17 protein-coding genes and 1 tRNA gene are annotated in these 26,963 nt (G+C 42.4%); 17 read left to right on the forward strand and 1 reads right to left on the reverse strand.

Annotated features, from left to right (window positions below):
* The first annotated feature begins 346 nt into the window (after positions 1–346).
* From B5D47_RS10520 to trpF, 17 genes are all read left to right on the forward strand, one after another.
* Positions 347–1,600, forward strand: a complete 1,254-nt coding sequence (locus B5D47_RS10520; protein WP_078931803.1) for a hypothetical protein — start codon at positions 347–349, stop codon at positions 1,598–1,600.
* Positions 1,601–1,807: 207 nt separating this feature from the next.
* On the forward strand, positions 1,808–4,309 hold the full coding sequence (locus B5D47_RS10525) for a putative glycoside hydrolase (protein WP_078931804.1): 2,502 nt from the start codon (positions 1,808–1,810) through the stop codon (positions 4,307–4,309).
* Positions 4,290–5,708: a tRNA uridine-5-carboxymethylaminomethyl(34) synthesis GTPase MnmE gene (mnmE, locus tag B5D47_RS10530; protein WP_078931805.1), complete on the forward strand. Its 1,419-nt coding sequence runs from the start codon at positions 4,290–4,292 to the stop codon at positions 5,706–5,708. The genes B5D47_RS10525 and mnmE overlap by 20 nt, the downstream gene beginning before the upstream one ends.
* 129 nt (positions 5,709–5,837) lie before the next feature.
* Positions 5,838–6,959 (forward strand): hypothetical protein, encoded by a 1,122-nt coding sequence (locus B5D47_RS10535; RefSeq protein ID WP_078931806.1) that lies wholly within the window; start codon positions 5,838–5,840, stop codon positions 6,957–6,959.
* Positions 6,946–8,361: an HD-GYP domain-containing protein gene (locus B5D47_RS10540; RefSeq protein WP_078931807.1), complete on the forward strand. Its 1,416-nt coding sequence runs from the start codon at positions 6,946–6,948 to the stop codon at positions 8,359–8,361. The genes B5D47_RS10535 and B5D47_RS10540 overlap by 14 nt, the downstream gene beginning before the upstream one ends.
* Positions 8,362–8,424: 63 nt before the next feature.
* The gene (glmS, locus tag B5D47_RS10545) at positions 8,425–10,353 is read left to right on the forward strand and encodes a glutamine--fructose-6-phosphate transaminase (isomerizing) (RefSeq protein ID WP_078931808.1); all 1,929 of its coding nucleotides are present in this window, start codon (positions 8,425–8,427) and stop codon (positions 10,351–10,353) included.
* 1 nt (position 10,354) lies between these two features.
* The gene (locus tag B5D47_RS10550; RefSeq protein ID WP_078931809.1) at positions 10,355–11,101 is read left to right on the forward strand and encodes a rhamnogalacturonan acetylesterase; all 747 of its coding nucleotides are present in this window, start codon (positions 10,355–10,357) and stop codon (positions 11,099–11,101) included.
* Positions 11,102–11,192: 91 nt separating this feature from the next.
* Positions 11,193–11,268: transfer RNA gene (locus B5D47_RS10555), tRNA-Ile, on the forward strand.
* 271 nt (positions 11,269–11,539) lie between these two features.
* The gene (locus B5D47_RS10560; protein ID WP_078931810.1) at positions 11,540–13,054 is read left to right on the forward strand and encodes a DUF3943 domain-containing protein; all 1,515 of its coding nucleotides are present in this window, start codon (positions 11,540–11,542) and stop codon (positions 13,052–13,054) included.
* 6 nt (positions 13,055–13,060) lie between these two features.
* Positions 13,061–13,201, forward strand: a complete 141-nt coding sequence (locus tag B5D47_RS11725; RefSeq protein WP_234970031.1) for a hypothetical protein — start codon at positions 13,061–13,063, stop codon at positions 13,199–13,201.
* Positions 13,198–14,526 (forward strand): pyridoxal-phosphate dependent enzyme, encoded by a 1,329-nt coding sequence (locus B5D47_RS10565; RefSeq protein ID WP_078931811.1) that lies wholly within the window; start codon positions 13,198–13,200, stop codon positions 14,524–14,526. Before B5D47_RS11725 ends, B5D47_RS10565 begins: the two co-directional genes overlap by 4 nt.
* Positions 14,527–14,710: 184 nt before the next feature.
* The gene (gene asnB, locus B5D47_RS10570; RefSeq protein ID WP_078931812.1) at positions 14,711–16,468 is read left to right on the forward strand and encodes an asparagine synthase B; all 1,758 of its coding nucleotides are present in this window, start codon (positions 14,711–14,713) and stop codon (positions 16,466–16,468) included.
* 151 nt (positions 16,469–16,619) lie between these two features.
* Complete coding sequence (gene gltB, locus B5D47_RS10575) at positions 16,620–21,152, forward strand: glutamate synthase large subunit (protein WP_078931813.1); 4,533 nt, start codon at positions 16,620–16,622, stop codon at positions 21,150–21,152.
* Between the two features lie 4 nt (positions 21,153–21,156).
* Positions 21,157–21,327, forward strand: a complete 171-nt coding sequence (locus tag B5D47_RS11475) for a hypothetical protein (protein WP_159443532.1) — start codon at positions 21,157–21,159, stop codon at positions 21,325–21,327.
* The gene (gene purF / locus B5D47_RS10580; RefSeq protein ID WP_078931814.1) at positions 21,318–22,694 is read left to right on the forward strand and encodes an amidophosphoribosyltransferase; all 1,377 of its coding nucleotides are present in this window, start codon (positions 21,318–21,320) and stop codon (positions 22,692–22,694) included. The genes B5D47_RS11475 and purF overlap by 10 nt, the downstream gene beginning before the upstream one ends.
* Before the next feature lie 339 nt (positions 22,695–23,033).
* Positions 23,034–24,632: a bifunctional anthranilate synthase component II/anthranilate phosphoribosyltransferase gene (locus tag B5D47_RS10585; protein ID WP_078931816.1), complete on the forward strand. Its 1,599-nt coding sequence runs from the start codon at positions 23,034–23,036 to the stop codon at positions 24,630–24,632.
* A 7-nt stretch (positions 24,633–24,639) separates the two neighbouring features.
* Positions 24,640–26,079, forward strand: coding sequence for a bifunctional indole-3-glycerol phosphate synthase/phosphoribosylanthranilate isomerase (gene trpF / locus B5D47_RS10590; RefSeq protein ID WP_234970033.1), 1,440 nt, complete (start codon positions 24,640–24,642; stop codon positions 26,077–26,079).
* A gap of 81 nt (positions 26,080–26,160) precedes the next feature.
* Here trpF and B5D47_RS10595 read toward each other — a convergent pair.
* Positions 26,161–26,963, reverse strand: an 803-nt coding sequence (locus B5D47_RS10595) for a lactate utilization protein (RefSeq protein ID WP_234970048.1), incomplete at its 5' end; no start/stop codon positions are given.

The raw sequence follows: 26,963 nt of genomic DNA on the forward strand, positions 1-26,963 counted from the left end.
GAGGGCGCACAGCATAATTGCAAATACCCCCCCCCGTATTACTTTGAGAGGTTCTTTCCCTTTTCCTAGATTAAAAACACTTTTTTCCATGAAAAATCTCCATTATCTCTACTTTTTTTCAGATTTTAAGGGTAAATGCTTATAAAGACAAGTATCTCCTTATTGTATCGGCATTTATTTTTTTGTTATTTAAATTTTTTTGAGCTTGCTTTTTTGGGAATTTGAAAAACAGGTTAATCAGACTTTAATTTTTGTCGAATTTTAAATATATTGTTTTATGGACTTATCAGATAGAATATTGAAATTTAATATTTTGTCTGATAACAAAATTGGGCAGGGGTTAAAAATGAAAAAAGTTTCTGAAATTTTAAAAAAGTATAAAGTGGCTGTAATTTTTGCAGGCTTTGCTGTTGTTTTTGCTGGAATTTGCATTTTTTGTGCAGTAAATCTTTTTTCAAAACCGGTGATTGGCTTTTATGGAATTGATCCGACTGTTCAAAAATCAATTTGCAGCGTTATCGAAAACTGGAACAAAAAAGCCGGACAGAAGTTTGAATTTAAAACCCTTGATCCTTCAAAAACTCTCGAAAGTCACTTTTTTCTTGGAAAAAAGCCGGATTTGCTTTTTACTGTCAGCGGAAATTCTGTAAAAACGGCGGCAGAGGAGGCTTCTAAAAAAGCGGCTGTTTCTGAAAATTCCTTGCAAAAAATGACTTCTTCTATAAAAATGTCTGCAATCAGGGGAGAAAATCCTGGAACTGTGAGCGCGCTTCCTTTGCTTACTGGAAATTTTGAAATTTCAATAAATACTTCTTCTTTTAGAACCTCTGGAATGAATGCGATTGCAACCTGGAGCGATATTGAAAGATTCCTGAAAATTCAGAAAAAGAAACTTGATTATCCGGTTATTTTTGCTGGAAAAGATTCTGATTTAATGCTCGACTTTTTGGGCGCTTTGACCGAGGCTTTTGACGGTGTTGCAGAATACAAAAAAGCGGTTGAAATTATTGAACATGCAAAAAACAAAAAATGGAAGGTTTCGGAAGTTGCTGAGCAGTTGTGCGGAAGTTACAATGCGCCTCTCTATGCTTCTGCAAAACAGCTTTCAAAATGGTACAATGCCGGACTTTTAAACCGCGATGTTTTTAATCTTTCTCAAAAAGATGTCAATGCGTTTTTGCAGGCAAGACTTGCCACAATGGTTTTTATGCCGCTCAGCCAGCATAGAACTGTCGAAAACCGCACAATTGAACGTTTTTCCACGATTTACTTTCCGTCTGAAAAGGCTCCAGGCGAGCGCAGTTTTACGGCGGAAATAATTTATGCGGTTCCGCAGAAAAAAAACAGGCTGAACACGCTTTTAATAGAATATCTTAATTCGGATTCTGGACAGGAAGATTTGAGCCGTGCGACCGGACTGGCTCCGGTTTTTGCCCAGTGCAGAACTCCTGACCGCCAGGCAGACGACGTTCGTTATTGGGTTGCCGCGACAAATGCGCCTCTTGCCGGCTTGAGCCGCGAAGTGGCTCTTTCTAAAAAGCAGAAAGATGAGCTTGCGCGGGAATTGGCCGCAAAAATAAAATTCGGGCAGTTTGAATAATTTGACTGAATAAATTTTATTGTTAATCGGAATGTTTGTCCAAAAAATTTGTGCGTCAGCGATGATAGCAGCGCGAAGCGTTCCTGAGTGCGAAGTACTCAGGAATGTAGGCGAATGCCGGAACTGCGGTCGTAGCGACCCGCGAAGCGGGGGACGCCCAAAAAATTCTAAATTCAACTTTTAAGTTTTTTTGCCGATACTCAAGATATGCGCGTATATTCATTACTGATTAGTTCTATTATTTTATTTTCGTCGTGTGTGGCTTCTTCTCAATCGTCTAAAGATATTTACAAATTGCCGGAAAGTTCGGCTCAGACTGTCGAAACTGCGAAGGCTGGCGGCGTGATTGCTGGTGCTGCGAGCGGTCTTTACAGAATTACTTCGACTAAAACGGCGATTCCTCTTTGGAACGAAGGAAAGGTTTTAAAAATTATCCGTACGCGTCAAACTGAACAGAATTTGGCGGAACAAAATGATTTGCCGGGAAAAACTGCTTTGGCGGAACAAAATGCGGATTCTGACCTTTTAAAAAATAATGCTGAAAAAAACGGTCCGCGCTGGTATTTTTTGACAAGCCGTGGAATTTTGACTTCTTCTGATTTGCAGAATTTTGAATATCGCAACAATGGACTTCCGTTTTTAAAAATGAAGGAAGTGAATTTGGATCAGGTTTCTTTTGTGGACAGGCCTGCGCAGCTAAAGGATTTGGAAGTTCATCCGGAAAATCCTAAGATTCTCGTGACTGCAACGAAAGACCGCGTTTATATAACTTATGACGGCGGATTAAACTGGAAAAGCCTTGGGTCGATGAGCAGCGCAACTTCTGGAATTAAGGCTGTTGCGGTTTGTACGGTTGGCGGCGTTCTTACGGTTTTTGAATCTCATCCGATTTTTGGTTTTTCGTATATTCAGCCGCAGAGCGCAAAACCTGTCTGGAAAGATTGCAATGGCGGTTTTGACAATATGAAGGGGCAGTCTTATCCTGACGAAATCGCTGATATTTGTCCGGTTGTTGTAAAAAATCCTGACGGAACTTCGTCTACTGAGATTTATGCGAGCCAGACATTTTTGCCGAGAATTTATAGATTCAATTGGCAGACTAAACGTGCGGAAATGCTTTACAGCGGAAAAGAGCCTGCTGACACGATTGACGGTCTTTTTTGGGACGGAAATGAACTTTTGTATACTCGTCCGGGCGAAGTGGCTTCGTATTCTCCGCAAAACCAAGGACTTGGTTCTATTCCTCAGAGTTATTATACGTGGAAAAAAACATTTTCTGCGATTGCACCGAACGACACTCTTTATTCGGCATGGATTCCTGACGAAAAAAATCTTTCCGAAGGAATTTCTTTGAGCGAACTCTGGCTTTTAAAACCTGAGCTTTGCACAAACCAGTATGCGCAGAAAGCGTTGAACCGGCGCTCGATTTACTGTCCGGTAAACCATGTGACATCTCAGGCTGGAATCGACAAATACAAAAAAATTATCCTCGACAATAAACTCGACAGTCTTGTAATCGACATGAAAGATGACTATGGACTTTTGCGTTACGATGCGAAAGATCCTGTTGTAATCGAAAAAGGTTATATTTCAAGATACCATATAGATTTAGAGCATTTTGTCTCAGAAATGAAAAAAGACGGAATTTATCTGATTGCGCGAATTGTAGTTTTTAAGGACAAGAATTTAAGTCAGTACGCAGGCGGAAAATATGCGGTTTGGGACAAAACATTAAACAAGGCGTGGGTTGGAACCCGTGGTTTTGAAGATATAACCGACGAAGACGGAAATGTTATTGATCAAAAAACGGCATATTACGACGAAAATTGGGTCGATCCGTATTCTCCTGAAGTTTGGGATTACAATGTGCGGATTGCGCGCGAACTTATTGCCGGCGGATTTGATGAAATTCAATTTGACTACATCCGTTTTCCGACAGACGGACGCAATATGGCAAATGCGGTTTTCCGCTGGAAGGAAAAAGGCATGGACAAGGAATCGGCCCTTCTTTCTTACCTTGCTTATGCCAGAAAAAACATTGACGCTCCGATTGGAATTGATATTTACGGCGCAAACGGCTGGTACCGTTCAGGAACTAGAACTGGACAGGACGTTGAGCAGCTTTCGGAATATGTGGATATAATCTGTCCAATGTTCTATCCGAGCCATTTTGAGCAGAACTTTTTGGATTACGCTCCTTATTCTGAACGGCCTTACAGAATCTATTATTATGGAACTTACAGAAATACTGTAATCGGCAGAAACAGAATTATTATCAGACCGTGGGTTCAGGCTTTTTATCTGAATGTGCGGTATGACCGTCAGTGGTATGGTCAGGAATACGTTCAAAAACAGATTTTTGGCGTGCGCGACAGTGTTGACCGTGGATACATGTACTGGAACAATATTGGCCGCTACGATGATATTTTGCCGGATGTCGGAAATTCTGCTTATAACGGAACTGCAACCGAGGCCTCAAAAGAATACCGAAAACCGGCTCTTGGAAACAAAAATCTGCTTTATCCAGAAAATATAGAAACTTTTGAGAATATGGAAAAATTGCAAAGCAAGGCTGTAAGCGAATTTACTCTGGACAGCGGAAAAAATGAACTTGCAGGAAAAGAAGGGAAAAAAAGCGGCGGCTTTCCTTCGATTGGCGACATAAAAAAACTCTGGCAGGCATACGAAATTGACAAACGCGAGATATAACTTAGATGAACCGGTTGCGGCAATTGCGACAGCTCTTGCTCCTGCTGCTCTCGGCATTGTCCGTGCAAGCGGAAAAAACTGTATCGAAAAAATTGCAGAAATTTTCTCAAGACCAAAGGCCTTAAAAGAAGCCGGTGGAAATTCAATTGTCTACGGCTGGATTTTGGACAAAAATACAAAATCTGAGGGAGAAAATGCAGAAAAAATTGACGAAGTTTTGATTTCGGTTTTTCGCGCTCCAAAAAGTTTTACTGGCGAAGATATGTGCGAAATTTCCTGTCATGGCGGAGTTTCTGTCGTAAATGCAGTTTTTGAAACTCTCGTAAAAAATGGTTTTCGTCAGGCAGAAAAAGGCGAATTTACTTTTAGGGCTTATATAAACGGCAAGTCGGATCTTACAAAAGCAGAAGCTGTCCGCGAAATAATTGATTCTAAAACCAGCGACAGCCGCTCTCATGCTGCCGGAAGACTGAGCGGTTCTCTTTTTGAAGAAATCGATTCAATAAAAACTCTTGTTACGGACACCCTTGCTGCTATCGAAGTTGATATTGAATATCCGGAAGACGAAGAAACTATTGCCGACAGTTTTGACCCGAAAATGCTCGAAAATGCCCGCGAGCGTCTTTGCGAACTTGCTTCTTCCTGGAAAAGCGAAAAAATTTATCAGGACGGAGCAAAAATTGTTCTGGCTGGAAAAACAAACGCCGGAAAATCTTCGCTTTTTAACGCGCTTTTAAAAGAAGACCGTTCAATCGTAAGCGACATTGAAGGCACAACCCGCGACTGGATTGAAAGCTGGGTAAGTTTTGACGGAATTCCTGCAAGGCTTTTTGATACTGCCGGACTTAGAAAAACAGATGATATAATAGAAGCAAAAGGCGTAGAACTGACCGAAGATTTGGCTTCGAATGCGGATTTAGTTCTTTATCTTGTGGATTCTTCAAAAGGCGTTCTGGACGACGATAAAAAATTTTTAGAAAAAAACAAAAATATTCCGGTTATTGTCGTATTCAATAAAATGGATTTGGCAGGCGAAAATGAAAAATCTTTTGAAGAATTTTTGGCTTATGAAGGAATAAAAGATTCTGTAAAAATTTCTGCAAAAAAAGGAATTGGAATTGGCGAGCTTACGAGTCTTGTAAAAAAGACGATTCTGAATGATTCGACTGTAAAAAGCGAAAAAATTGGACTTGGTTCGGAACGGCAGAAAAAGAGCGTGGAGCAGGCTCTTGAACGGGTTGAACATGCCCTGGAAATTGCAAAGGACGAAACTTACGGTCTTGACGCTGTGGTTCAGGATCTGGAAGATTCTTTGGACAGTCTTGGCGAAGTAACTGGCGAAGTTACGCCGGACGATGTTTTGGGTTCGATTTTTAGCCATTTTTGTGTCGGAAAATGATTTTTTGCAGGCAGATGCGGCGGATTTTGATAAAATTGTCTGGGCGGATGCGGTTAAAACCGACCTGTTATTTGACGCTAATGCAATCTGAGTGTTAAAATTGAATAATCTATCAGAGAGGATTTTTACATGGAAAAATCTGTAAAAAAAATATTCAAAATTTGTGCTTTTGCCGGCATTTTTATTTTTGGATCAGAATTTTTATTTTCGCAGGAATCGCTTGATTCTGTTTATGCTCAGATTGATTTAGCATTTGTTGAACAGTCGCCGGAAAATATTTCAAAAGTTCTTGAAATATATTCATCTTCAAAAGACTATTACCTTTACGAGGCTTACACTTTAAAAAAGGCAAGACAATATGTTGTTGAAGATAATCTTGAGTTTGCTCGCGATGCAACTCTTGCCGTAATTGACAATAATCTCGAAAATTTTGATGCCGTTGACTTATATTCGTATATTGACCGCGCAATTTTGAGCGAAGAAGCGGCTCGCCGTGCAGAAGAAAACCGCCTTCGTATGGAAGCCGAAAGACTTGCCGTTTTGAATGAGCGCACAAAAGCAAAAATTGCAAAGTCTGACTCTTATTCCAGCGTAAATACGGCGTCTGGAACTTCAATTTACATAAATCAGGAAAAGGCTTTTTCTTCGATTGACTGGAACGTAAGTATCGGAGTTGCCGATGTGCTTTTCCAAAGCGTAACAAAACCTGACAGCTATACAAGTTTAAAATACGGACTTTCTTTTGGAGCAAATCTTTTCTATAAGACAGAAGAGTATATTGCCGGCGGTGAAATTTTTGCAGATTTTGAAATGCTTACTCTCGGAACTGGAGAGCAGGAAATAATCAGCACAGGAAAATTTGTCCCGATGATTTCTTTCCCGTCGCTTAACAAAAATTTCTTCCTTCGCGTTGGTGCGGTTGTTCAAGGGCTTGGCGCCCAGACTGATGTCGAGACAGGTTCTGTAGAAACATTTTTCTCCCCGGTTTTTGGACTTGGTCTTTTTAATATGATGCTCGGTTCGACCGCAATTGATATGTATTATGACTATTATTTAGGTCATTTTGCGTACGATGATTTAAAATCCAGTATGGAAGCAGGTTTTTCTGTAATGCTCCCGCTTACAGAAAACGAAAGAACAAGAATCGGCTTAAAACTCGGACTTGTTGATACGCTTTTTATAAAGGATGAAGGAATCGATAACCGTGCAAAAGGAATTATTTCGATTGGAGTAGGAAATGTTAAAAATTAAAAAAGTTTGTTCATTTGTTGCGTTGATTTTTACAGCAGTTTCGGTTTTTGCCCAGTCGGGAACAGCTGAACTTACAAAACGTTATCTTGAAAGGGCAAATACTCAGTACGAAAATGCCCAGTACAACGATGCTTATAAAACAATAAATGCGGTTCTAAAATTGAATGAATCTTCCGGGATTCCGGCGAACGCAACTCTTATTGCGACACAGATATATTCAAAAGTATTGGACGGCATAAAATCGTCGGGGGATTATTCGAAATTTGGCGATGTGACTGCAAATCTTGAAAAATATCCTGTAATTGCAGACAGCGCAATCCAGCAAAAAGTAAAGGCGATTTATGCCCAGCAGGAAGCGGAACTTCAGGCAAAAAAAGAAGCCGCACAAAAAGCTGAACGTGAAGAGCAGTTTAAAATGTATCAAAATCAGCTCGAAGAACAGGGAAAAAGCCAGGCTTCCTTTATGGACGCAATGCAGAAAAGCCAGGAATCTGTAATGAATTCAATCGTAGAACTTGGCGAAAATATGTCCGAAGCTTCGAAACAAAGCGCAAAATCAAACCATATGGTTTTAATTGCCGTTCTGATCATCTGCGTTGTCCTTGTTTTTGTATTTATAGTCGTAATTCTTGCAATTCGTGCCGCTGCAAAGGCGAGCGCCCGCCAGTCAATGCAGTTTACTGAGACTTTAAAGCTTGTTCAGGGAATGACACAGCAAAACAGCCAGCTGCTTCTCGGAAATGTTACGGATTTGCAGAGGCTTGGAGGTCCTGGACTTCGTTCTGCAGGAAGCAGCCGTTGGGGAGTTGATGCGCTTCCGGCTCCAGAAATGAGCGAAGAAGACAAGGAAGAATTGAAAATTCTTGCTATAAAGTGCGAAGAACTCGGTTCAAAAATTGACAGCGTGAGCCGCCGAAAAAACAATTCAAAGAACGTAAGCGAATTGGTTTACAAGCTTTCTATTGCTCTCGGCTTGAATCAAAATACGTCGATGGTTTATTTTTGCGCGTCTATGGTTTACGATGCAGGATTTTTGTCTGTTTCAGAAGAAGTTTTGTCTGGCGCAAATTTGACCGAAGAGCAGAAAGATGAGCTTAAAACCCACGTTTCGAATTCTGCTGAATATTTTGACTTTGTTCCAAAAAAATATATGCAGATTTTTGAAGATGCTGCCAGAAGCCATCACGAAAATGAAGACGGTTCAGGTTATCCAAACGGCTTAAAGGGAGATGAAATTCCTCAGATTGCAAAAATAATTCACGTTGTGGAAAGTTACAATTCCCTCATAAGCCGGCGCAATTACCGTCAGATAAAAGACAAGGAAACCGCTATCGCAGAATTGCTTTCAAAGACGAATTTGTATGATGAAACAGTTGTAAAAGCATTGGATTCCATTGTTTAAATTGCTTATTTTCGATATTATTGAATCGCTATTTTTATAGCGGTTTTTTTATGGGGGACTGTTATGTGTGGAATTGTCGGTTATGTTGGAGAAAAAAACGCAACTCCGATTCTTATAAATGCTTTAAAAAAACTTGAGTACCGCGGATACGATTCTGCTGGAATTGCTGTTTTGGGAAACGATGGCATAATCGTACGAAAGGCAAAAGGCGCAATCAAGTATCTTGTTGAAAAAATTACTGGCGAGGTTGTAAAAGATTCTAAAAACCTGTCGAAGGAAGAATGTGAAAAAGCCGAAGCCGAATATGAGCGGCAAATTGAAAAAACTGCTGATTTTGTAAAAGGCAATATCGGAATTGGACACACTCGCTGGGCAACCCACGGAGAACCAAGCGATATAAACGCTCATCCGCACACAAACGTAAGCGGAACAATTGCCGTAGTCCATAATGGAATTATCGAAAATTATGCAAAAATCAAGAACTGGCTTCAGAGTCAGGGCGTTGTGTTTAAAAGCCAGACAGACACGGAAGTTGTCGCACATCTTATAAATTATTATTACGAACAGAAAAAAGACATTTTTTATGCAGTTTTGCAGGCTCTTAAAAAACTTGAAGGAAGTTATGCGCTCGGCGTTGTGTGCAAGGATTTTCCTGACAGAGTTATTGCCGCGCGAAAAGATTGTCCTCTGATTGTCGGTGTTGGCAACGGTGAAAATTTTATTGCGAGCGACGTTCCTGCGATTCTTGAATACACACGCGAAGTTCATTATCTTGAGCAAAAAGAAGTTGCTGTTCTTTACGCAGACCATGTTGATTTATTCAACGAAGACGGCGAAAAAATCATAAGAAAACCTTCTCATGTTGAATGGGATTTGTCTGCTGCAAAAAAAGACGGTTATGCTCACTTTATGCTTAAAGAAATTCACGAGCAGCCAAAAGCCCTGACTGATACTTTGCGTCCGCGCCTTGTAATCGAGAATAATGTTCCTGTAGATATTAAATTCGATGAATTCGATTTTGACGAAAACTGGAAAAATGCCGGAAGAATTGTAATAACTGCCTGCGGAACCGCTTCTTATGCTGGAATGGTTGGCCGCTACGCTTTTGAAAAATTTGCAAGAATTCCTGTTGTTGTGGACGCGGCTTCGGAATTCCGCTACAGAAACCCGATTTTAAAAAAGGATGATATTTTTATTGTAATAAGCCAGTCCGGCGAAACAGCCGACACTCTCGAGGCTTTGAGAATTGCTAAAAAATGCGGCGCAAAAGTTATTGCAATTACAAACACTGTCGGTTCGAGCGTAAGCCGCGAAGCAGACCGTATTATCTACACATGGGCAGGCCCGGAAATCGCAGTTGCTTCGACAAAAGCGTATACGACTCAGTTGATGTGCCTTTACCTGCTTGCAATCAAAATGGGCGAAGTCCGGGGAACGATTGCAAAAGACGATTATTTAAGGCTTTTAAAACAGCTTGAAGAAATTCCTGAAAAAGCAAAGCGGATTGTAGAAAATCAGCCGGTAATCCAGAAATTTGCGTCTGAACAGTTCAATAAAGCAAAAATATTTTATATTGGACGTCTGTTCGACAGCGCTTCTTCAATGGAATGCGCGCTCAAATTAAAAGAAGTAAGCTACATGCACAGCGAAGCATTTGCCGCCGGAGAACTAAAGCACGGTCCGATTGCTCTTGTTGATAATTCTACTTTGGTTGTTGCGCTTGCGACAGAACCTGCTCTTTACGAGAAAATTGCATCTAATATTCTCGAGGTAAAAGCCCGTGGAGCCGCAACTCTTGTAATTACTCAGGATTGCAGCGGAGCTTTTAAAAACTGTGCTGATACGACAATCCAGATTCCAGAATGTGAAAACGATTTGGCTTCGATAATTTCTGTAATTCCAGCCCAGCTTTTTGCTTATTACTGTGCTGTTCAAAAAGGTCTTAATCCTGATATGCCTCGCAATCTTGCAAAGAGTGTTACGGTAGAATAATATGCGGATTTTGTGTTTAGGCGACAGCATAATGCAGTACAACGACTGGACTTCTTACCCTCAGACAGGCTGGGTTCAGTTGTTGGACAGATTTTTTGAAAGCGGAACTCAGATTTTGAATTTTGCGCGCAACGGAAGAAGTTCAAAGAGTTTTATTGCCGAAGGCCGGTTTAAAAAAGTTTTGGAGCAGGCGCAGCCAGGCGATTTTGCTTTAATTCAGTTTGCGCATAATGACGAAAAATCAAACGATCCGGAACGCTATGCTTCTCCAGAAAAAGGCGGCGAATTTAGAAAAAATTTGAGTTTTATGGCAAAAGAACTTGAAAAAAAAGGTGTAAAGCCTGTTTTTTTGACGCCTGTGACAAGACGAAAATTTGTTTCTGAAAATAAAATAGAAAACAGCCACGGACTTTATCCGAATGCGGTTTTGGAAACTGCCGCCGAATTAAAAATTCCCTGCATTGACCTTACGGCCCTTTCGACAGAATATTTTGAAAAATGCGGAAAAGAAAAAAGCCGCCGTTTTTTTATGAATTTTGACGCTGGGATTTTTGAAAACTATCCTGACGGTAAAAGCGACGACAGCCATTTGCGCTGCGACGGAGCATACAGTGTTTGCCGGCTTTTTGTTACGGCTCTTTTAAAAATAAAGGACAGCTGGAGCGAATACAAAGATTTGGCAGAAAAAGTCTGCATAAAGGGAATTTATTCCGACAGGGAAATCGACGACGAAAAACTCTTCTGGTAAATTTTTGTGAGTTTTAGTCTTGCTTAATTGACGGCAACCACTGTTTTTTGATATACTCAAAAAAGTATCAGGTCATAAGCCTCTACAACCAGGGCCATTAGCTAAGCTGGTTGTAGCGCCGGCCTTATAAGCCGGGTCTTACCCAAGTTCAAGTCTTGGATGGCCCAAAAATTGCCCGACTTGTCGGGCAATTTTTTTTGTAAACACAACATCTTTTTTATAAAAAAACAAGCCAATGTACGCCGGATGCGGCGGCCGGAGTTGCCGAAGGCAATGAGCGAAAGCGAAGCCAGAGCAGCCGGTTTTTGAGTTGATAAACGTTCAAAACAGGCGGATGCACTTTTTTTTCTAAAATGCCGTCCAAAATAAAAAATCTAAATTTAACTTTTATTTAATTTTTGCTAAACTTAAAATCAATATAATTTGTAAGGATTTTGTATGAAAAGTTCAAAATTTGTTTTTGGAGCCTGTCTTTTTTTTGTTATGGCTTCTCTTTTGCCGGCTCAAAATGCGGAAAATGCGGTTTATGATGGAGAAATTGTTTTTAGCGCTTCTGCCTTGAGCGATGAGGAAACTCCGTTTTTTGGCGGCTGGAGTGGTGAATGGAATGAAAGAAAGCATCCTTTTGTTGCCTTGACCGGCGCGCTCGGATTTAACGTTCTGCTTGCAACCTGGAACCGTTATATGATTGGTTCAAACTGGGCAAAAACAGGCTGGGACGAATGGAATCACTTTTGGGAGAGGGAGATGTCCTGGGACCGCGACTGGTACTGGACAAACTTTTTTCTGCATCCTTATCAGGGTTCTATGTATTATATGGCTTCCCGCGGTTCAAATTTGAACCAGCTTGAGTCGTTTTTGATTACTGCTCTTGGTTCTTATACTTGGGAATATCTTTGTGAGACAAACGCACCGTCAAAAAACGACATGGTTTTTACGAGCGTCGGTTCGTTTGCTGTCGGTGAAATGTTCTACCGTCTGAGCATTGAGGCGGAAGAAATCAATTCGCTTTTTAAAATTGCGATAAACCCTCAGCTGCTTTGGACTGAATATCTTTGGGGAATCAAGCCTAAAAGAACTGGAGGACACATTCACAGTTTGTCGCTCGGTGTTGATATTGGAAACGTAAATGCTGGAGTTCACCTTAAAGACAAAAAATATGAATATCCTGAGCACGAGACATTTCCGCTTTTTGGAATGGTTGAGTTTAAGGTTGAGTACAATGATCCGTACCGCCACGATTCTAACCGTCCTTATGACCAGTTTACGCTGGAAGTTCAAGGCGGAATCGGAAAAGGTTCTGGAAAAGGCTCATACTGCGCTTACGAGGATGTTGACGAAAAATTGTTCTACGACATCCGCATTCTTTCGGACGGAATGTTCTTTGCGCGCGAGCTGGACTTAGGCCAAAATGTCGATACTTCTGTCGGCGCCGTAATGCTCTACGATTTTGACTGGCAGTCGCTGTACGTTTTTTCTTCGCTTGCTCCGGGATTTGCGTTTAAGCAGCGTTTTAACGGCGAGGACAGGGCTTTTGAGTGGCAGGCAATGCTTGCAGGAATTTTGCTCGGAAACACAGATTTTTATTATTATCAGCGCAAGGTTATTCCTGAGCCGGACGGTGTTTCTTGCGGATACAACGAAACTGTAGGTTTTGAATCTGTCTTAAAATTAAAATATGCGACGGAAAACGGATTTGCCTGCGGTCTTGATTTTAGAGGTTACGCAATGTACGACTTTAAAAATCAGCTTCAGAGTTTTTGCAGCACGGGCTGGGAATTTATCGGGCTTTTGTCTGCAAGCGTAGAAGTTCCAGTTTCAAAGAAGGTGAGGATTGGCGTTCGCGACGAACTTTTTGGGAAATTTACGCGTTATAACGATACTGATACTGCCGGCGATTTGCGCTATATTGTGAATACAGCAAGGGTTTTTGCAAAACTTCAGTTAAAGTAGCGTTTTTTGGGTGGCTTTTTGCTGCGCAAAAATCAGGCTTTTCTGGGTTCCGGCTTTCGCCTGCATTACCGGTTGCAAGCAACCGGCAACGGCTTTGCCGCCCATACAATCCTTGCCACATTTGTAATTTTTTGGGAGAAAAAATGAAATTTGTCAGCACTAGAAATTCAAAAAATTCTGCCGATTTTGAAAAAGCTGTATTGGACTGTCTGCCTTCTGACGGTGGACTTTATGTTCCTGAAATTACGGCGGATTTAAGACGGTGGATTTTATATGCGGATTCTAACACTTCGTTTGCAAATATTGCAGGAACTTTGACTTCTGCCTGCATAAATGACGAATTTTCTCCGATTATTTGCGAAACGATTGCCTCAAAAGCGTTTACTTTTACGCCGGAAGTTAAAAAATTAGACGAAAGGTTTTATTCGCTAAAGCTTTACAATACTCCGACTGGAAGCCATAAGGACTTTGGAATTTCGTTTCTTGTAAACTGTGTCGAAACAATCCACGCTTTGAACGGCGGTTTTTCGACTTTTCTAGATGCGACTGTCGGCGAGCTTGGAGCAAGTCTTGCTCAGTTTTTGCGCGGAAAAAAGCATGTAAAAGCGGTTTTGGTTTATCCAAAGGGCAGGGTCCGCGGTCTTGAAGAAGGCGATTTTGTCTGGAATGGAGGCAATATTCTTCCTGTTGAAGTTGACGGAACCGAAGCCGACTGCCACAAGATTGTAAGGGAGATTTTCGACGACAGACAGCTGGTTGAAAAATTTCATCTTACTGTTGCAAACACAGCAAATATCGGCCGTCTTATGCCTCAGCTGTTTTTTTATCCGTACGCTTTTACCCGTTTAAAAAAAGAAGTTTATTCTGACATTTATTATGCAATGCCGTGCGGAAATTACAGCAACCTTGTTGCAGGCCTTTACAGCTGGCGATTGAGTTTGCCGGTAAACGGATTTATCTGCCCGACAACTGCAAGTCTTGCGCTCGATCCTGCAGGGCTTTGTTCTGTGCCTGACGATATGGTTCCTTTTGAAAAGCGTTCCCGCTCAGATCCTGCAAGCCCTTCCAATCTTGAACGGCTTGAAGATATTTTTAGCCGCAACAGCCTCATGCTCAAAAATTTTGTTTATCCTGCAGATGTAAGCGATTTTGAAGCCGACGAAGCCTGCCGCGAGCTTTTTATGAAATATTCAATTTTTGCGGACAAAAACACTTCTGGGGCGTATGCTGCGATTAAAAAACGCCGTGATTTTTTGGAAGAAGATGATTCGACTGTGGTGCTTATAGAACGCGATGATCCGTCTTTAAGCGCGGAATATGTCCGCCATACGACAGGAATTGCTCCTCAAATGGGCAAAAATGTTGAAAAAGCTTTGAGCGAAGTAAAATTGAACCAAAAAACCGTCAAAGAAACAACGGAGATTGTGGATTTGATGAAACAGTTTTGCTGTTTTGACAGTGAGAATAATTAAAAACTTCATTAAAATTTTGTGCACTTGCCAAAAAATATTCAATTTTGTAATATAAAACCGCTAAGGCAAAGAGGCCGTAGATAATTTTCTAGTTTTTAGAAAAATGTCTACGGTCTTTTTTATTTTAAACCAGAAAAATAAAAAGCCATTTTTTTGAAAAGGCGGCTTTTTCCTGGAGGTGTCTATGTGTGGATTTGTAGGTGCATTTGATTTAAATTCCGGCTCGCAGCCGATTGACGAAGGTCTTAAGGAACAGCTTAGAAAACAGGTTCTTGATATGTCGAGAACGATTCGGCATCGTGGTCCGGATTGGACTGGCGTTTACACTGGGGACAATGCGATTTTGAGCCACGAAAGACTTGCGATTGTAGACCCTTTTTCTGGAAAACAGCCGCTTGTAAGCGATGACGGAAAAATTATTCTTGCTGTAAACGGCGAAATTTACAACCATCAAGAAATTCGCGAAGAATTCAAGGGAAAATATAATTTTAAAACAATGTCGGACTGCGAAGTTATAATCCCTCTTTACAAGGAATGTGTCGCAAACGGAAAAAATTTTTCTGAGATGATAGAAAGACTTTCGGGAATTTTTGCTTTTGCGCTTTATGATTCTGAAAAGGACGTTTATCTGGTTTCTCGTGACGAAATTGGCGTAATTCCTTTGTATCAGGGCTGGGACAAGCAGGGAAGATACTTTGTTGCGTCCGAACTTAAGGCTTTGGAAGGCGAATGCCAGACAATCGAAGAATTTCCGAACGGTTGCTACCTGTATTCGCCAGACAAAAAAATTGTGCGCTGGTATAAACGCGACTGGGAAAGCTTTGACAACGTAAAAGATAATCCTAAGGCTACGAACGAAAAAGGCGAGGTTATAAATCCTGCAATTATTGAAAATTTGCGCAACGGTCTTGAGGCCGCTGTAAAAAAACAGCTTATGTCCGATGTTCCTTATGGAGTTTTGCTTTCCGGCGGTTTGGATTCGTCGATTATTGCCGCAATTACTCAAAAATATTCAAAAAAACGCATAGAAACTGGCTCGAAGGAAGAAGCCTGGTGGCCGCAGTTGCATTCTTTTGCAATTGGGCTTGAAGGTTCTCCGGATTTGATTGCTGCAAAAAAAGCGGCTGATTACATTGGAACGATTCATCATGAAATTCACTTTACGATTCAGGAAGCTCTGGACGCTTTGGAAGATGTAATTTACCACATCGAGACTTATGACATTACGACTGTCCGCGCTTCGACTCCAATGTACCTGCTTGCCCGCGCAATAAAGGCTATGGGAATAAAAATGGTTTTGAGCGGCGAAGGAAGCGATGAGCTTTTTGGAGGATACTTGTATTTCCATAAGGCGCCGGATGCCAAAGAGTTTCATGAAGAGCTTGTGCGAAAAATGAGCAAGCTGCACCTTTACGACTGTTTGCGCGCGAATAAATCGCTTATGGCCTGGGGCGTTGAAGGACGTGTTCCGTTTTTGGACAAGGAATTTATCGACATTGCAATGCGCTTAAACCCGGCTGACAAAATGAATATCCGCCTTTTGGACGGAAAACAGCGGATGGAAAAATGGATTTTGCGAAAGGCTTTTGAAGATATGCTTCCTGCAGAAATTTGCTGGCGGCAGAAGGAACAGTTTTCTGACGGTGTTGGCTATAACTGGATTGATACTCTTAAAAAACTGACAGAAGAAAAGATAAGCGATGCTGAATTTGAACGCCGCGAGAACCGTTTTCCGGTTAATACGCCTAAGACAAAGGAAGAATACTATTACCGCGAAATTTACAGCAAACTTTTCCCGAGCGACAGCGCTGCAAAAGTTGTTCCGCATGAAGCTGGAGTTGCCTGTTCGACAGCAAAGGCTCTTGAATGGGACGAAGCATGGAAAAACATGGACGAACCTAGCGGACGCGCAATTGCCGGAGTTCATGACAAGGCGTACTGATTTTTTAATGCGCTTGCGTCAGGGATTGGAGGGGCGGCGGAGCCGTTGCGTTTAGCAATGGAGCGGCTTGGTCGCGGAACCCCGGAAAGCCCGACGGCACGCAGTGCCGGGACGCCCGAAAATTTGGAAAATTTATTCTGGAGAATATTAGATGAATACACTTTATGAACCTTCTTTTGAACACGATAACTGTGGAATTGGCGCTGTTGTTAGCATTGAGGGAATAAAAAGCCGGAAAGTTGTTGACCGGGCGCTTTCTATTGTCGAAAAACTTGAACACAGGGCTGGAAAGGACGCTTCTGGAAAAACAGGCGACGGTGTTGGAATTTTGCTTCAGATTTGCCATGATTTTTTTAAGAAAACTGCCGGCGAGACTGGAATTGTGCTTGGCAATGAAGGTGAATACGGAATCGGACAGTTTTTCTTTCCTCAGGACAAGGTTGAAGTTGAAGCGGAACAGTCGCGTTTTGAAGCGGAATGCTCGGCTTTTGGACTGAAATTTCTGGGCTGGAGAAAGGTTCCTGTTTTGAGCGACGTTTTGGGCGAAAAAGCCCTTGAGTGTATGCCGACGATTATTCAGGGATTTGTAGAAAAGCCTGCCGAGTGTAAAAAAGGGCTTGATTTTGACAAGCTTTTGTACGGTTTGAGGCGTTCGTTTGAAAAAAATGATTCAAAACCTGCAAAAACGTACATTTGCTCGCTTTCGAGCAGGACGATTGTTTATAAGGGAATGTTTTTGGTTCAGCAGTTGAGGACTTTTTACAGAGATCTTCTGTCTGACGATTATGTTTCGGCTGTGGGAATTGTTCATTCGCGTTTTTCGACAAATACTAATCCGAGCTGGCAGCGTGCTCATCCTAACAGATTTATTGCGCACAACGGCGAAATCAACACAATCCGCGGAAATGCAGACCGCATGCTTGCCCGTAACGGCGAAATTGACCTGAGCGGTTCGGATTCCGCAATGCTCGACAATACGCTTGAGTATTATGTAATGAACGGAATGGAGTTTCCGCAGGCGGTCTTGATGTGTATTCCTCAGGCGTGGAAGCATGACAATTCGCTGAGCCAGGAACGCAAGGATTTTTATCATTATTGGGCTACGATGATGGAGCCTTGGGACGGACCTGCCGCAATTTTGTTTAGCGACGGTGAGATTTTTGGCGCAACTCTTGACAGAAACGGTCTGCGCCCGAGCCGGTATTATATTACAAAGGATGATATGCTGATTCTTTCTTCGGAAGTCGGTGTTTTGAATATTCCGGAAAGCAATATCGTGACTAAGAGCCGCCTTGAACCTGGAAAAATTCTTCTTGTTGATATGAAGAAAAAACGTCTGATTTCCAATGACGAAATTAAAGATTTGTATGCTTCTAAATTTCCGTACGGCGAATGGCTTAGTCAAAATCTTATACCTCTTCATTCCCTTAAGATTCCGAACAAGAAAATTCCTGTGAGTTCTCAAGATGAGCGCGACAAGCTTTACAAGGCTTTTGGCTGGTGTCTGGAAGATGTGAATGAAATGATTCTTCCAATGGCAAAAAATGGTGTAGAACCGACTGGCGCTATGGGAATTGACACTCCGCTTGCCGTTATGTCGGAAAAACATCCGCCGCTGTTCAATTATTTTAAGCAGCTTTTTGCTCAGGTTACAAATCCGCCGATTGACTCTTTGCGCGAAAAAATTGTGACGGACACGACGGTTTATGTTGGGTCTGACGGAGACATTCTTCATCCTGCTGGAAAAAATTGCCATGTTCTCGAAATAAACAACCCGATTTTGACAGGAGTTGACCTTTTAAAAATCAGCGCGCTCAATCAAAAAGGTTTGCGTGCTACAAAGGTAAGTCTGCTTTATGATTTTCCAAAAGACGTTGAAAGTCACCTTGCGGACGGAAAAATCCTTGAGAAAGCGGTTGAAAATCTTTGCGGGCAAATTGATAAAGTTTACAGCGAAGGTTTTAACATTGTGATTTTGAGCGACCGCGGTGTTGACGAAAGCCATGCCGCAATTCCGTCTTTGCTGGCAGTTAGCGCGGTTGAGCAGCATTTAATCCGTACAAAAAGGCGGACTCTTTGTTCTGTAATTTTGGAATCTGGCGAGATCCGCGATGTGCATCAGGCGGCAATGTGCCTTGGTTACGGCGCCCGGGCTATAAATCCTTATCTTGCTCATGAATGTATTTCTGAACTTATTGATAAAAAACTTTTGGACAAGGATTATCATACTGCGATTGACGACTACAACAAGGCGATTATGAACGGAATTGTAAAAATTGCCGCAAAAATGGGAATTTCGACCTTGCAGTCGTACCAGTCGGCTCAAATTTTTGAGGCAGTCGGTATTTCTAAAGAGCTTACCGAAAAATATTTTACAAACACTGTAAGCCGAATTGGCGGAATCGGTTTAAAAGAAATCGAAGAGGACATAAATTACCGTCATTCTTCTGCTTACGAAGAAAAACTTGAAGACCTGCTGACTGTAAACAACCGCCTTATGAAGCTTGATATGCTCGGCGAACACAAATACAAGGCTGGCGAAACTTGCGAGGACCACTTGATTACGCCTCAGCTGATAAAAGTTTTGCAGGAAAGCTGCCAGTCTGGCGATTATGAAAAATTTAAGGCTTATTCGGCAATGGTCGATGACAGTTCCCATCCTCACACTTTGCGCGCTTTGGTTCAGTTTGATTTTGAAAATGCAGTGCCGGTTGACATAAGCGAAGTTGAAAGCGTTGAGGAAATTGTAAAACGCTTTAAGACTGGAGCTATGAGTTACGGTTCAATCTCGGAAGAAGCTCATAAATGCCTTGCCGCTGCAATGAACCGCCTGCACGGAAAATCAAATTCCGGTGAGGGAGGAGAAAATCCTGACCGTTTTGGAACTGAATATTCTTCGGCAATAAAGCAGGTTGCTTCCGGACGTTTTGGCGTTACTGAAGAATATTTGCTTTCTGCAAAAGAAATCCAGATTAAATGCGCCCAGGGCGCAAAACCAGGAGAAGGCGGACACTTGCCGGGCAAAAAAGTTTATCCGTGGATTGCCCGTACCCGCTACGCAACTCCTGGAGTTTCTTTGATTTCGCCGCCTCCTCATCACGATATTTATTCGATTGAAGATTTGGCTCAGCTTATTTACGACTTAAAAAACGCGAACAGAAAAGCTGATATTTCTGTAAAACTTGTAAGCGAGGCCGGAGTTGGAACTATTGCGGCTGGTGTTGCAAAGGCCGGCGCTCAGATAATTTTGATTTCCGGTCATGACGGTGGAACTGGAGCGGCTCCGATAAGTTCTATTCACCATGCAGGTCTTCCGTGGGAAATGGGACTTGCGGAAACTCATCAGACTTTGATTCAGAACAATTTGCGCGGTCTTGTACGGCTCGAAACTGACGGAAAACTTATGGACGGCCGCGATGTTGCAATTGCTGCAATTTTGGGCGCGGAAGAATTTGGTTTTGCGACTGCGCCTCTGATTGTAATGGGCTGTAAAATGCTCAGAGTCTGCAATCTCGACACTTGTCCGTTTGGAGTTGCAACTCAGAACGAAAAACTCCGTGCAAAGTTTCCTGGAAAACCTGAATATGTCGAAAACTTTATGCGCTATGTTGCCCAGGAAATTCGCGAAATTATGGCAAAACTCGGAATCCGTTCAGTTGAAGAACTTGTCGGAAGAACGGATTTGCTTAAGCTTAAGAAAAAACAGGGATTTAGCAGGGCGAATCTTCTGGACATAGGCCGGATTCTTGCTCCAACGGACGATACCTGGAAAACGCATTTTGAAAACGGAAAACTCAAGGATGAAAAAGAATCTCTTGAATTTAGTATCGATGCGCTCAGACTTCTGCCGGTAATGGACAATTCGCGGCTTACGACCCTCAAATACGATGTTCAGTGCACGGACAGAACTGCAGGAACTATTTTGGGTTCTGTAATTCAGGAAAAGTACGGAAATTCTCTGGAAGAAGACAAGTATGTCGTGCATTTTACTGGCGGAGCCGGACAGTCGTTTGGAGCGTTTATTCCAAAAGGACTGACTTTGCGCCTTTCCGGAGATGCGAACGATGCTGTCGGAAAAGGCCTTAGCGGCGGAAAAATTGTCGTGCAGCCGTCGGAAGATTTTGAGGGCGAGGCGGACGAAAACGTTATTGTCGGAAATGTCGCATTTTTTGGAGCAACGAGCGGAAAAGGTTTTATAAACGGAGTTGCCGGAGAAAGGTTTTGCGTGCGGAATTCCGGGGCAACCGTCGTTTCTGAAGGCTGCGGCGACCACGGTCTTGAATATATGACCGGAGGAATGGCAGTGATTCTCGGAAAAACAGGAAAAAATCTTTGCGCAGGAATGTCGGGCGGAGTTGCCTATATTCTTGATGAAAAACACGACCTTTACAAACGGCTGAACAAAGAAATGGTAACAATGTACGACCTGGACGACGAGACAACTGTTGCCAGAAATAAAACTGATTGTGAAATTTTAAAAGATTTGATTGAACAGCATTACGAAGAAACTGCCTCTAAAAAAGCGAAAGAAATTCTTGAAGAGTGGGAAAATTATATTCCGAAGTTCAAGAAAATTATTCCAAACGACTATTTGCGAATGATGACGGAAATCCGGCTGGCGGAAGAATCCGGAGAAATTTACGAAGACGCTGTGATGAGCGCTTTTAAGAAAGTTACTGCGTAAGAAAATGCGGCAGGGGGCGGAAGGGCGCGAAAGCGATGTTTTTGCGGCGGTTGAGCTTTGCGAAACCAGAGCAAAAATATTGGAGGCGAAAGCCGGAACCCTGAAGCACCCGGTTTTGTGCAGCAATGCGAAACAAAAGCCGCCTGTAAAAACTGGAGTTTTAAAATGGGATTAAAAGATGAATGTGGTGTCTGTGGAATATTCAGGCCGGAAAATCTCGAAAGTGACTCGACTGCTTCTTCGATGGCGTATTTTGCGCTTGTAAGTTTGCAGCATCGTGGGCAGGAAAGCGCAGGAATTGTTGTCAGCGACGGTCAGACCTTAAAATTAAAAAAAGAAATGGGACTTGTCGGCGACGTTTTTCATAAAGAAGATTTTGAAGAATTGAAGGGAAGAATTGCGATTGGCCATGTGCGCTATGCAACGGCAGGCGGACGGACGATTGAAAATGCTCAGCCGATGTTGAACAGTTTTAAGCTCGGTTCGATTGCCTTGGCCCACAACGGTCAGCTCGTAAACTATGAACCTTTGCGCGAAATGCTTGAAGATTCGGGAAGCACTTTTAATTCGACAAGCGACACTGAAGTTATTTTAAAATTGATTGCGCGTTCGTACAAAAAAGGAATCGAAAATGCGATTCACGGAACGATGCAGCTTATAAAAGGTTCGTATGCCTTGTGCATTTTGACCCAGGATTCTTTAATCGGGGTCCGCGATCCGAACGGAATTCGTCCTTTGTGCCTTGGAAAATTGCCGGAAGTTGACGGTAAGCCGGGCGGATATATTCTTGCAAGCGAAAGCTGCGCGATTGATTCGGTGAATGGAGAGCTTATCCGCGACATTAAGCCTGGAGAAATTATTATTATCAATAAAGACGGAATTCATTCTTCGTCAATTGATGTAAAAAACCGTAAGCAAACCTGCGTTTTTGAGTATGTTTATTTTTCAAGGCCGGACAGCGTTATTGACGGAATTCCTGTTCAGGAAGCGCGGTACAGAATGGGACAGGCTCTTGCTCTGGAAAGTTTTGTCGAGGCTGATGTTGTTGTTGGAGTTCCAGACAGCGGAATTGGCGCTGCGATGGGATATTCAAAAGCGAGCGGAATTCCTTATGTGACGGGAATTGTCAAAAATAAATATATTGGACGCACCTTTATTGCACCGACGCAAAAGGAACGCGAAAATATGGTTTTTGTAAAGCTGAATGCGATTTCGAGCGATTTGCGCGGAAAAAAAGTTGTTGTGATTGATGATTCTATTGTCCGGGGAACTACAAGCAGGCGTCTTGTTCAGATTTTGAGAAGGGCTGGAGCGAAGGAAGTTCATTTTAGGGTAAGCTCGCCGCCAGTAAAATTTCCGTGCCATTTGGGAATCGACACTCCAAGCAAAAACGAACTGATTTCGAGCATGCATGAGGTCGACGAAATTTGCAAGGAAATTGGAGCGGATACTCTTGCGTTTATAAGCCTGGACGGAATGATAAAGGCTTTGGGCGGCGACAGTTTTTGCAAAGGCTGCTTTAACGGCGAATATCCGGTTTAATATAAGTTTTGTTTAAAAACTCAAAAAGTTGAAAAATCTGAAAAATTGGCTGTCCTAAAGCAAATAAAGTTTTGCAAGGAGCAGCCTTTTTTTTATTTTTTTGATGAAAAGAAAGTTTAAAAAACGTTAATGTTTCTATTGACAGAAACATTGTTTAAGGTGTATGTTTCTGTATGTAGAAACAAGAACTGAGCGGGCGTTGCGGGCTGGCGTTTGAAGCCCGCTGGAAAGGGTAGCGTAAGACGCGTTTGCGGCTGGCGCGCAGGGGAAGACTTTCCCCTCCTTTATTATTCGCTTGCTTGGAATTTGTTTTTTTACCGGCTTTTTTGGAGGAAAAATATGATTTTGGTTATAGATAATTACGATAGTTTTACTTTTAACGTTGTTCAGAGCCTGCAGATGTACACTAAGCAGGAAATTCGGGTTGTAAGAAACGATGAATATCCGGTTTTGCAGCTTGCGCAGATGAAGCCGGATTTTCTGGTTGTTTCTCCGGGGCCTGGAAACCCTTCTCAGGCTGGAGTGAGTGTTGAAGCCATTAGATATTTTGCCGGAAAAGTGCCTATTTTGGGAATTTGTCTTGGACATCAGGCGATTGGAGAAGCTTTTGACGCAAAAATTGTGCATGCAAAAAATGTCTGCCACGGAATTATTCAGGATATTGAGCTTGATGGAAAAGGTCTGTTCCGCACGATTGGAAAAAGCTGCAAATTTACGCGCTATCATTCGCTTGTGATCGATGAGAAGAGTTTGAGTTCTGATTTTGAAGTTACGGCGCGTGCAAAAGACGGCGATATTATGGGAATTCGTCACAAAACTCTGCCGATAGAAGGAGTTCAGTTTCATCCGGAATCGATTGCGAGTGAACACTGCAAGGACATTTTTTTGAATTTTATAAATTACAGACGCGAAAATCTTCCTGTTGCGGATTATTTGAATCAGCTTCTTGAAAAAAAAGATTTGACGGAAGAGCAGGCTTCGTTTTTTATGGAAAATGTTGCCGACGGAACGATGGATGAGCGTGTTATGGCGGCAATTCTCGTTGCCATTCAGGCAAAGGGCGTTTCTGTGAGCGAAATGACTGGCTGTGCACGCGCGCTTTTAAAAATAAAGACTCCGTTTGTCTGCGAAAAAAAAGGTCTGGCAGAAATTGTAGGAACTGGCGGCGACTGCAAGGGAAGCTTTAATATTTCTTCGCTTTCTGCCATTGTTGTTGCAAGCTGCGGTCAGCCAGTTGCAAAACACGGAAACCGCGCTGTTTCTTCAAAATCGGGAGCAGCCGACTTTTTTGAGAATCTTGGAATAAATATTATGGCGGAGCCTGAAAAAACTGCGGCCCTGGTTGAAAAAACGGACTTTGGCTTTTTGATGGCGCCGGTTTATCACGCTGCAATGCGTTTTGCGGCTCCTGTGAGAAAAGTTTTGGGCGTTAAGACGATTATGAATATTTTGGGACCGCTTTTAAATCCTGCCGGTGCAGAATATGAAGTTTTGGGAGTTTTTTCAAAGTCGCTTTTAAGGGATTATGCAAGGGCTGCAAAAAAACTGGGAGCAAAGCGTGTAATGACGGTTGCAAGCGATGACGGCTATGACGAAATTTCTCCTTGTGCAAAAACGCACGCATTTTTAATCGACGAGCGCGGACACGAAGCGTCTTTTGTTATTGAACCTTCAAAATTTGGAATAACGGACGCGGACGAAGACGAGCTTTCTGGCGGAAATGGAAAAGAAAACGCGGCGCTCGGAATGGAAGTTTTGAACGGAAAAGGCAGAAAAACAATCCGTTACGCAGTCGGAATGAACGCAGGAGCGGTTTTGTACCTTTCTGGCAAGGCAAAAAACTTAAAAGAAGGCTACGACATGGCGCTCGAATCGATTGATACTGGAAAGGCTCTTGCAAAGCTTAACGAGATTGTGGAAGTGAGCAGAGGAATGTAACAAAATTATGAAAAATGTAATTGCACAGATTGTAGAACAGCGAAAAAAAGACATTGCCACCCGAGGCTACAATTTTGGTTTTGAAATTCCCAAAAAACGCATCCGTCCTGTAAATCCCTTTATGGCGGAACGTGGGGTAATTCTGGAAGTAAAGCGGGCAAGTCCAAGCAAAGGCGACATTGCTCCGGATTTAAATCCTGCCGAGACTGCAAAAAAATATCGCGCGAACGGTGCAAAGGCAATCAGCTGTCTGACCGAAGAAAATTATTTTAAGGGAAGTCTTTCCGATTTGATGGAGGTTTGCGCCGCTGTTCCGGATGTTGCCGTTTTGAGAAAAGATTTTTTGATTGATGAGCGCGAAATCGAAATTGCATATCTTTGCGGAGCAGATGCAGTTCTTTTGATCTCGGGAATTTTAACTTTAGAAAAAATGAAGTCTATGACGGCAAAATGCGCAGAACTTGGAATCCGCGCCTTTGTCGAAGTCCGCACGGAAGATGATGCAAAAAAAGTTCTTGAAGTAAAAAAATATTTTCCAAATACGATTGTTTGCGGAGTAAATTCGCGCAACTTAAAAGATTTTTCGATAGATCTTCTTGTTCCTGCCCAGCTCAAAAAAACTCTTGGTGGCGATGTGATTTTTGAAAGCGGAATTACAACGCCCGATGCGGCTTTAAAAATCGGCTCAATGGGATTTTCCGGAATCTTACTTGGAGAATTTGCCGCGCGCAATCCGGAAAAAGCCTGCGATTTTGTGAATGCGTTTGGACTTTCAAAAGAAAATCTTTACGGCAAAAAAATGATTGAGCTTGCCGAAAAACTCGCCTTAAAAAACAATTCGGGCGAAAAAAAACGTCCTTTTGTAAAAATCTGCGGACTTACGCGCAAAAAAGACGTTGTTCTTGCAGATTCTCTTGGAGCGGATTTTGTAGGTTTTATTTTTGCAAAGGAATTCGGGCGGAATGTCTATGGCGAAAAATTTGCGGAAATTCAAAATATTCTTCCGTCTGTAAAGGCTTTTAAGGTTGGAGTTATAACAAATCCAAAAAGCGAGGAATCTTTCTTTGCGGCAGAACTTGTAAAAAAAGGCATACTGGATTTTATCCAAATTCACGGAATTGATTACGAAAATACGCCGGATTATCTAAAAAATATTCCTCATTATTTTGCCCTGACCGAAAAAACAGGCAGTCTTGAAAAAAACTCGGAAAAACTTTCAGCCTTTGGCGAGGCGAGATTTTTGCAGGATTCTAAAAATCAGAACTTTTTTGCCGGCGAAAATTCGCATCTTTGGATTGCAGGCGGAATCACTCCCGAAAATGTGCACGAAGTCTGCAAAAAATACAATCCGGAGCTTGTCGATGTATCCGCAGGAGTCGAAGACGGCGTTTTGGGTGAAAAAAGCGAATCAAAAATAAAAAAACTGTTTGAAGAATTAGAAAAATAGGGGGCGTTACGGGGGATTTTCCCCCGTAGAGAGGGTAGCGGCCAACAAAGTGGACGCGCAGGGAGAGACTTCTCCCTCCTTTTAAAATCCCAGATTGTCGTTTACCAAAATTACGTTGATTCTGCCAGGGTGTTTTGAAAATCTTGTAATCAAAAACTGGCAGCAGATTGTGTCCGGGCTTTTGCAGTCGAAACATTTTCCTGTTTTTTTGCATGGGGTGTCAATGTTGAACCTCTGTGCGTTTGCCGGAGCTGCTATGTTGCGCGCTCTTTTTATTGCGCTGTCCAAATCGGCGCAGATTTTGTTCATTCCGACTATAAAAACAACTTTTTTTGGACCTTGAGCTATGCACGAAACTCTGTTTGCGTTTCCGTCTATGTTCACTATTTCGCCGTCGCTCGTCATTGCGTTTGCGCTTGCCAAAAAAATGTCTGCGTCGTAAGCCGCCATAAGACTTGCGCGCGGTTCCATTTGTGCCCGGTCGATGTAGTTGTATTTTCCGTTTTTGAGAGCGTCAATCAGACCGATTTCAGTTGCGGAAGTGCAGCCTCCCATAGCGATTGTGCTGTTTTCTGGAATCAGCGAGAGTGCGGTTTTGAGAGCATCTTCTTTTGAAGCGGCATAAAAACCGGTCATATTGCGCGATTCAAGCCCTTTGATAACAGTTTGAGCCAAAGCCTCGTTTTTTTTAGCGATATTTTCGTTCATAGCGTGTACCTCGAATTGTTCTATTATAACATAAAAAACGCAGAGCAAAGCAGAAAAATAATCCGGGTGGCTTTTTGTTCCGCAAGGCTGCACAAAAACCGGGCTCTCCAGGGCTACGGCATAAGCCTCCGGTATTTTTGCAGGCAAAAACACACGCTCCGCGTCCCTTCCGATCC

This window comes from Treponema berlinense (assembly GCF_900167025.1).
In the GTDB taxonomy this organism is placed as follows: Bacteria; Spirochaetota; Spirochaetia; order Treponematales; family Treponemataceae; genus Treponema_D; species Treponema_D berlinense.

Bases quoted from the DNA above. Each gene is read 5' to 3' on its own strand.
- B5D47_RS10520 (WP_078931803.1), top strand. From the start codon at position 347: ATGAAAAAAGTTTCTGAAATTTTAAAAAAGTATAAAGTGGCTGTAATT.
- B5D47_RS10525 (WP_078931804.1), top strand. From the start codon at position 1,808: ATGCGCGTATATTCATTACTGATTAGTTCTATTATTTTATTTTCGTCG.
- B5D47_RS10535 (WP_078931806.1), top strand. From the start codon at position 5,838: ATGGAAAAATCTGTAAAAAAAATATTCAAAATTTGTGCTTTTGCCGGC.
- B5D47_RS10540 (WP_078931807.1), top strand. From the start codon at position 6,946: ATGTTAAAAATTAAAAAAGTTTGTTCATTTGTTGCGTTGATTTTTACA.
- glmS (WP_078931808.1), top strand. From the start codon at position 8,425: ATGTGTGGAATTGTCGGTTATGTTGGAGAAAAAAACGCAACTCCGATT.
- B5D47_RS10550 (WP_078931809.1), top strand. From the start codon at position 10,355: ATGCGGATTTTGTGTTTAGGCGACAGCATAATGCAGTACAACGACTGG.
- B5D47_RS10560 (WP_078931810.1), top strand. From the start codon at position 11,540: ATGAAAAGTTCAAAATTTGTTTTTGGAGCCTGTCTTTTTTTTGTTATG.
- B5D47_RS10565 (WP_078931811.1), top strand. From the start codon at position 13,198: ATGAAATTTGTCAGCACTAGAAATTCAAAAAATTCTGCCGATTTTGAA.
- asnB (WP_078931812.1), top strand. From the start codon at position 14,711: ATGTGTGGATTTGTAGGTGCATTTGATTTAAATTCCGGCTCGCAGCCG.
- gltB (WP_078931813.1), top strand. From the start codon at position 16,620: ATGAATACACTTTATGAACCTTCTTTTGAACACGATAACTGTGGAATT.
- B5D47_RS11475 (WP_159443532.1), top strand. From the start codon at position 21,157: ATGCGGCAGGGGGCGGAAGGGCGCGAAAGCGATGTTTTTGCGGCGGTT.
- purF (WP_078931814.1), top strand. From the start codon at position 21,318: ATGGGATTAAAAGATGAATGTGGTGTCTGTGGAATATTCAGGCCGGAA.
- B5D47_RS10585 (WP_078931816.1), top strand. From the start codon at position 23,034: ATGATTTTGGTTATAGATAATTACGATAGTTTTACTTTTAACGTTGTT.
- trpF (WP_234970033.1), top strand. From the start codon at position 24,640: ATGAAAAATGTAATTGCACAGATTGTAGAACAGCGAAAAAAAGACATT.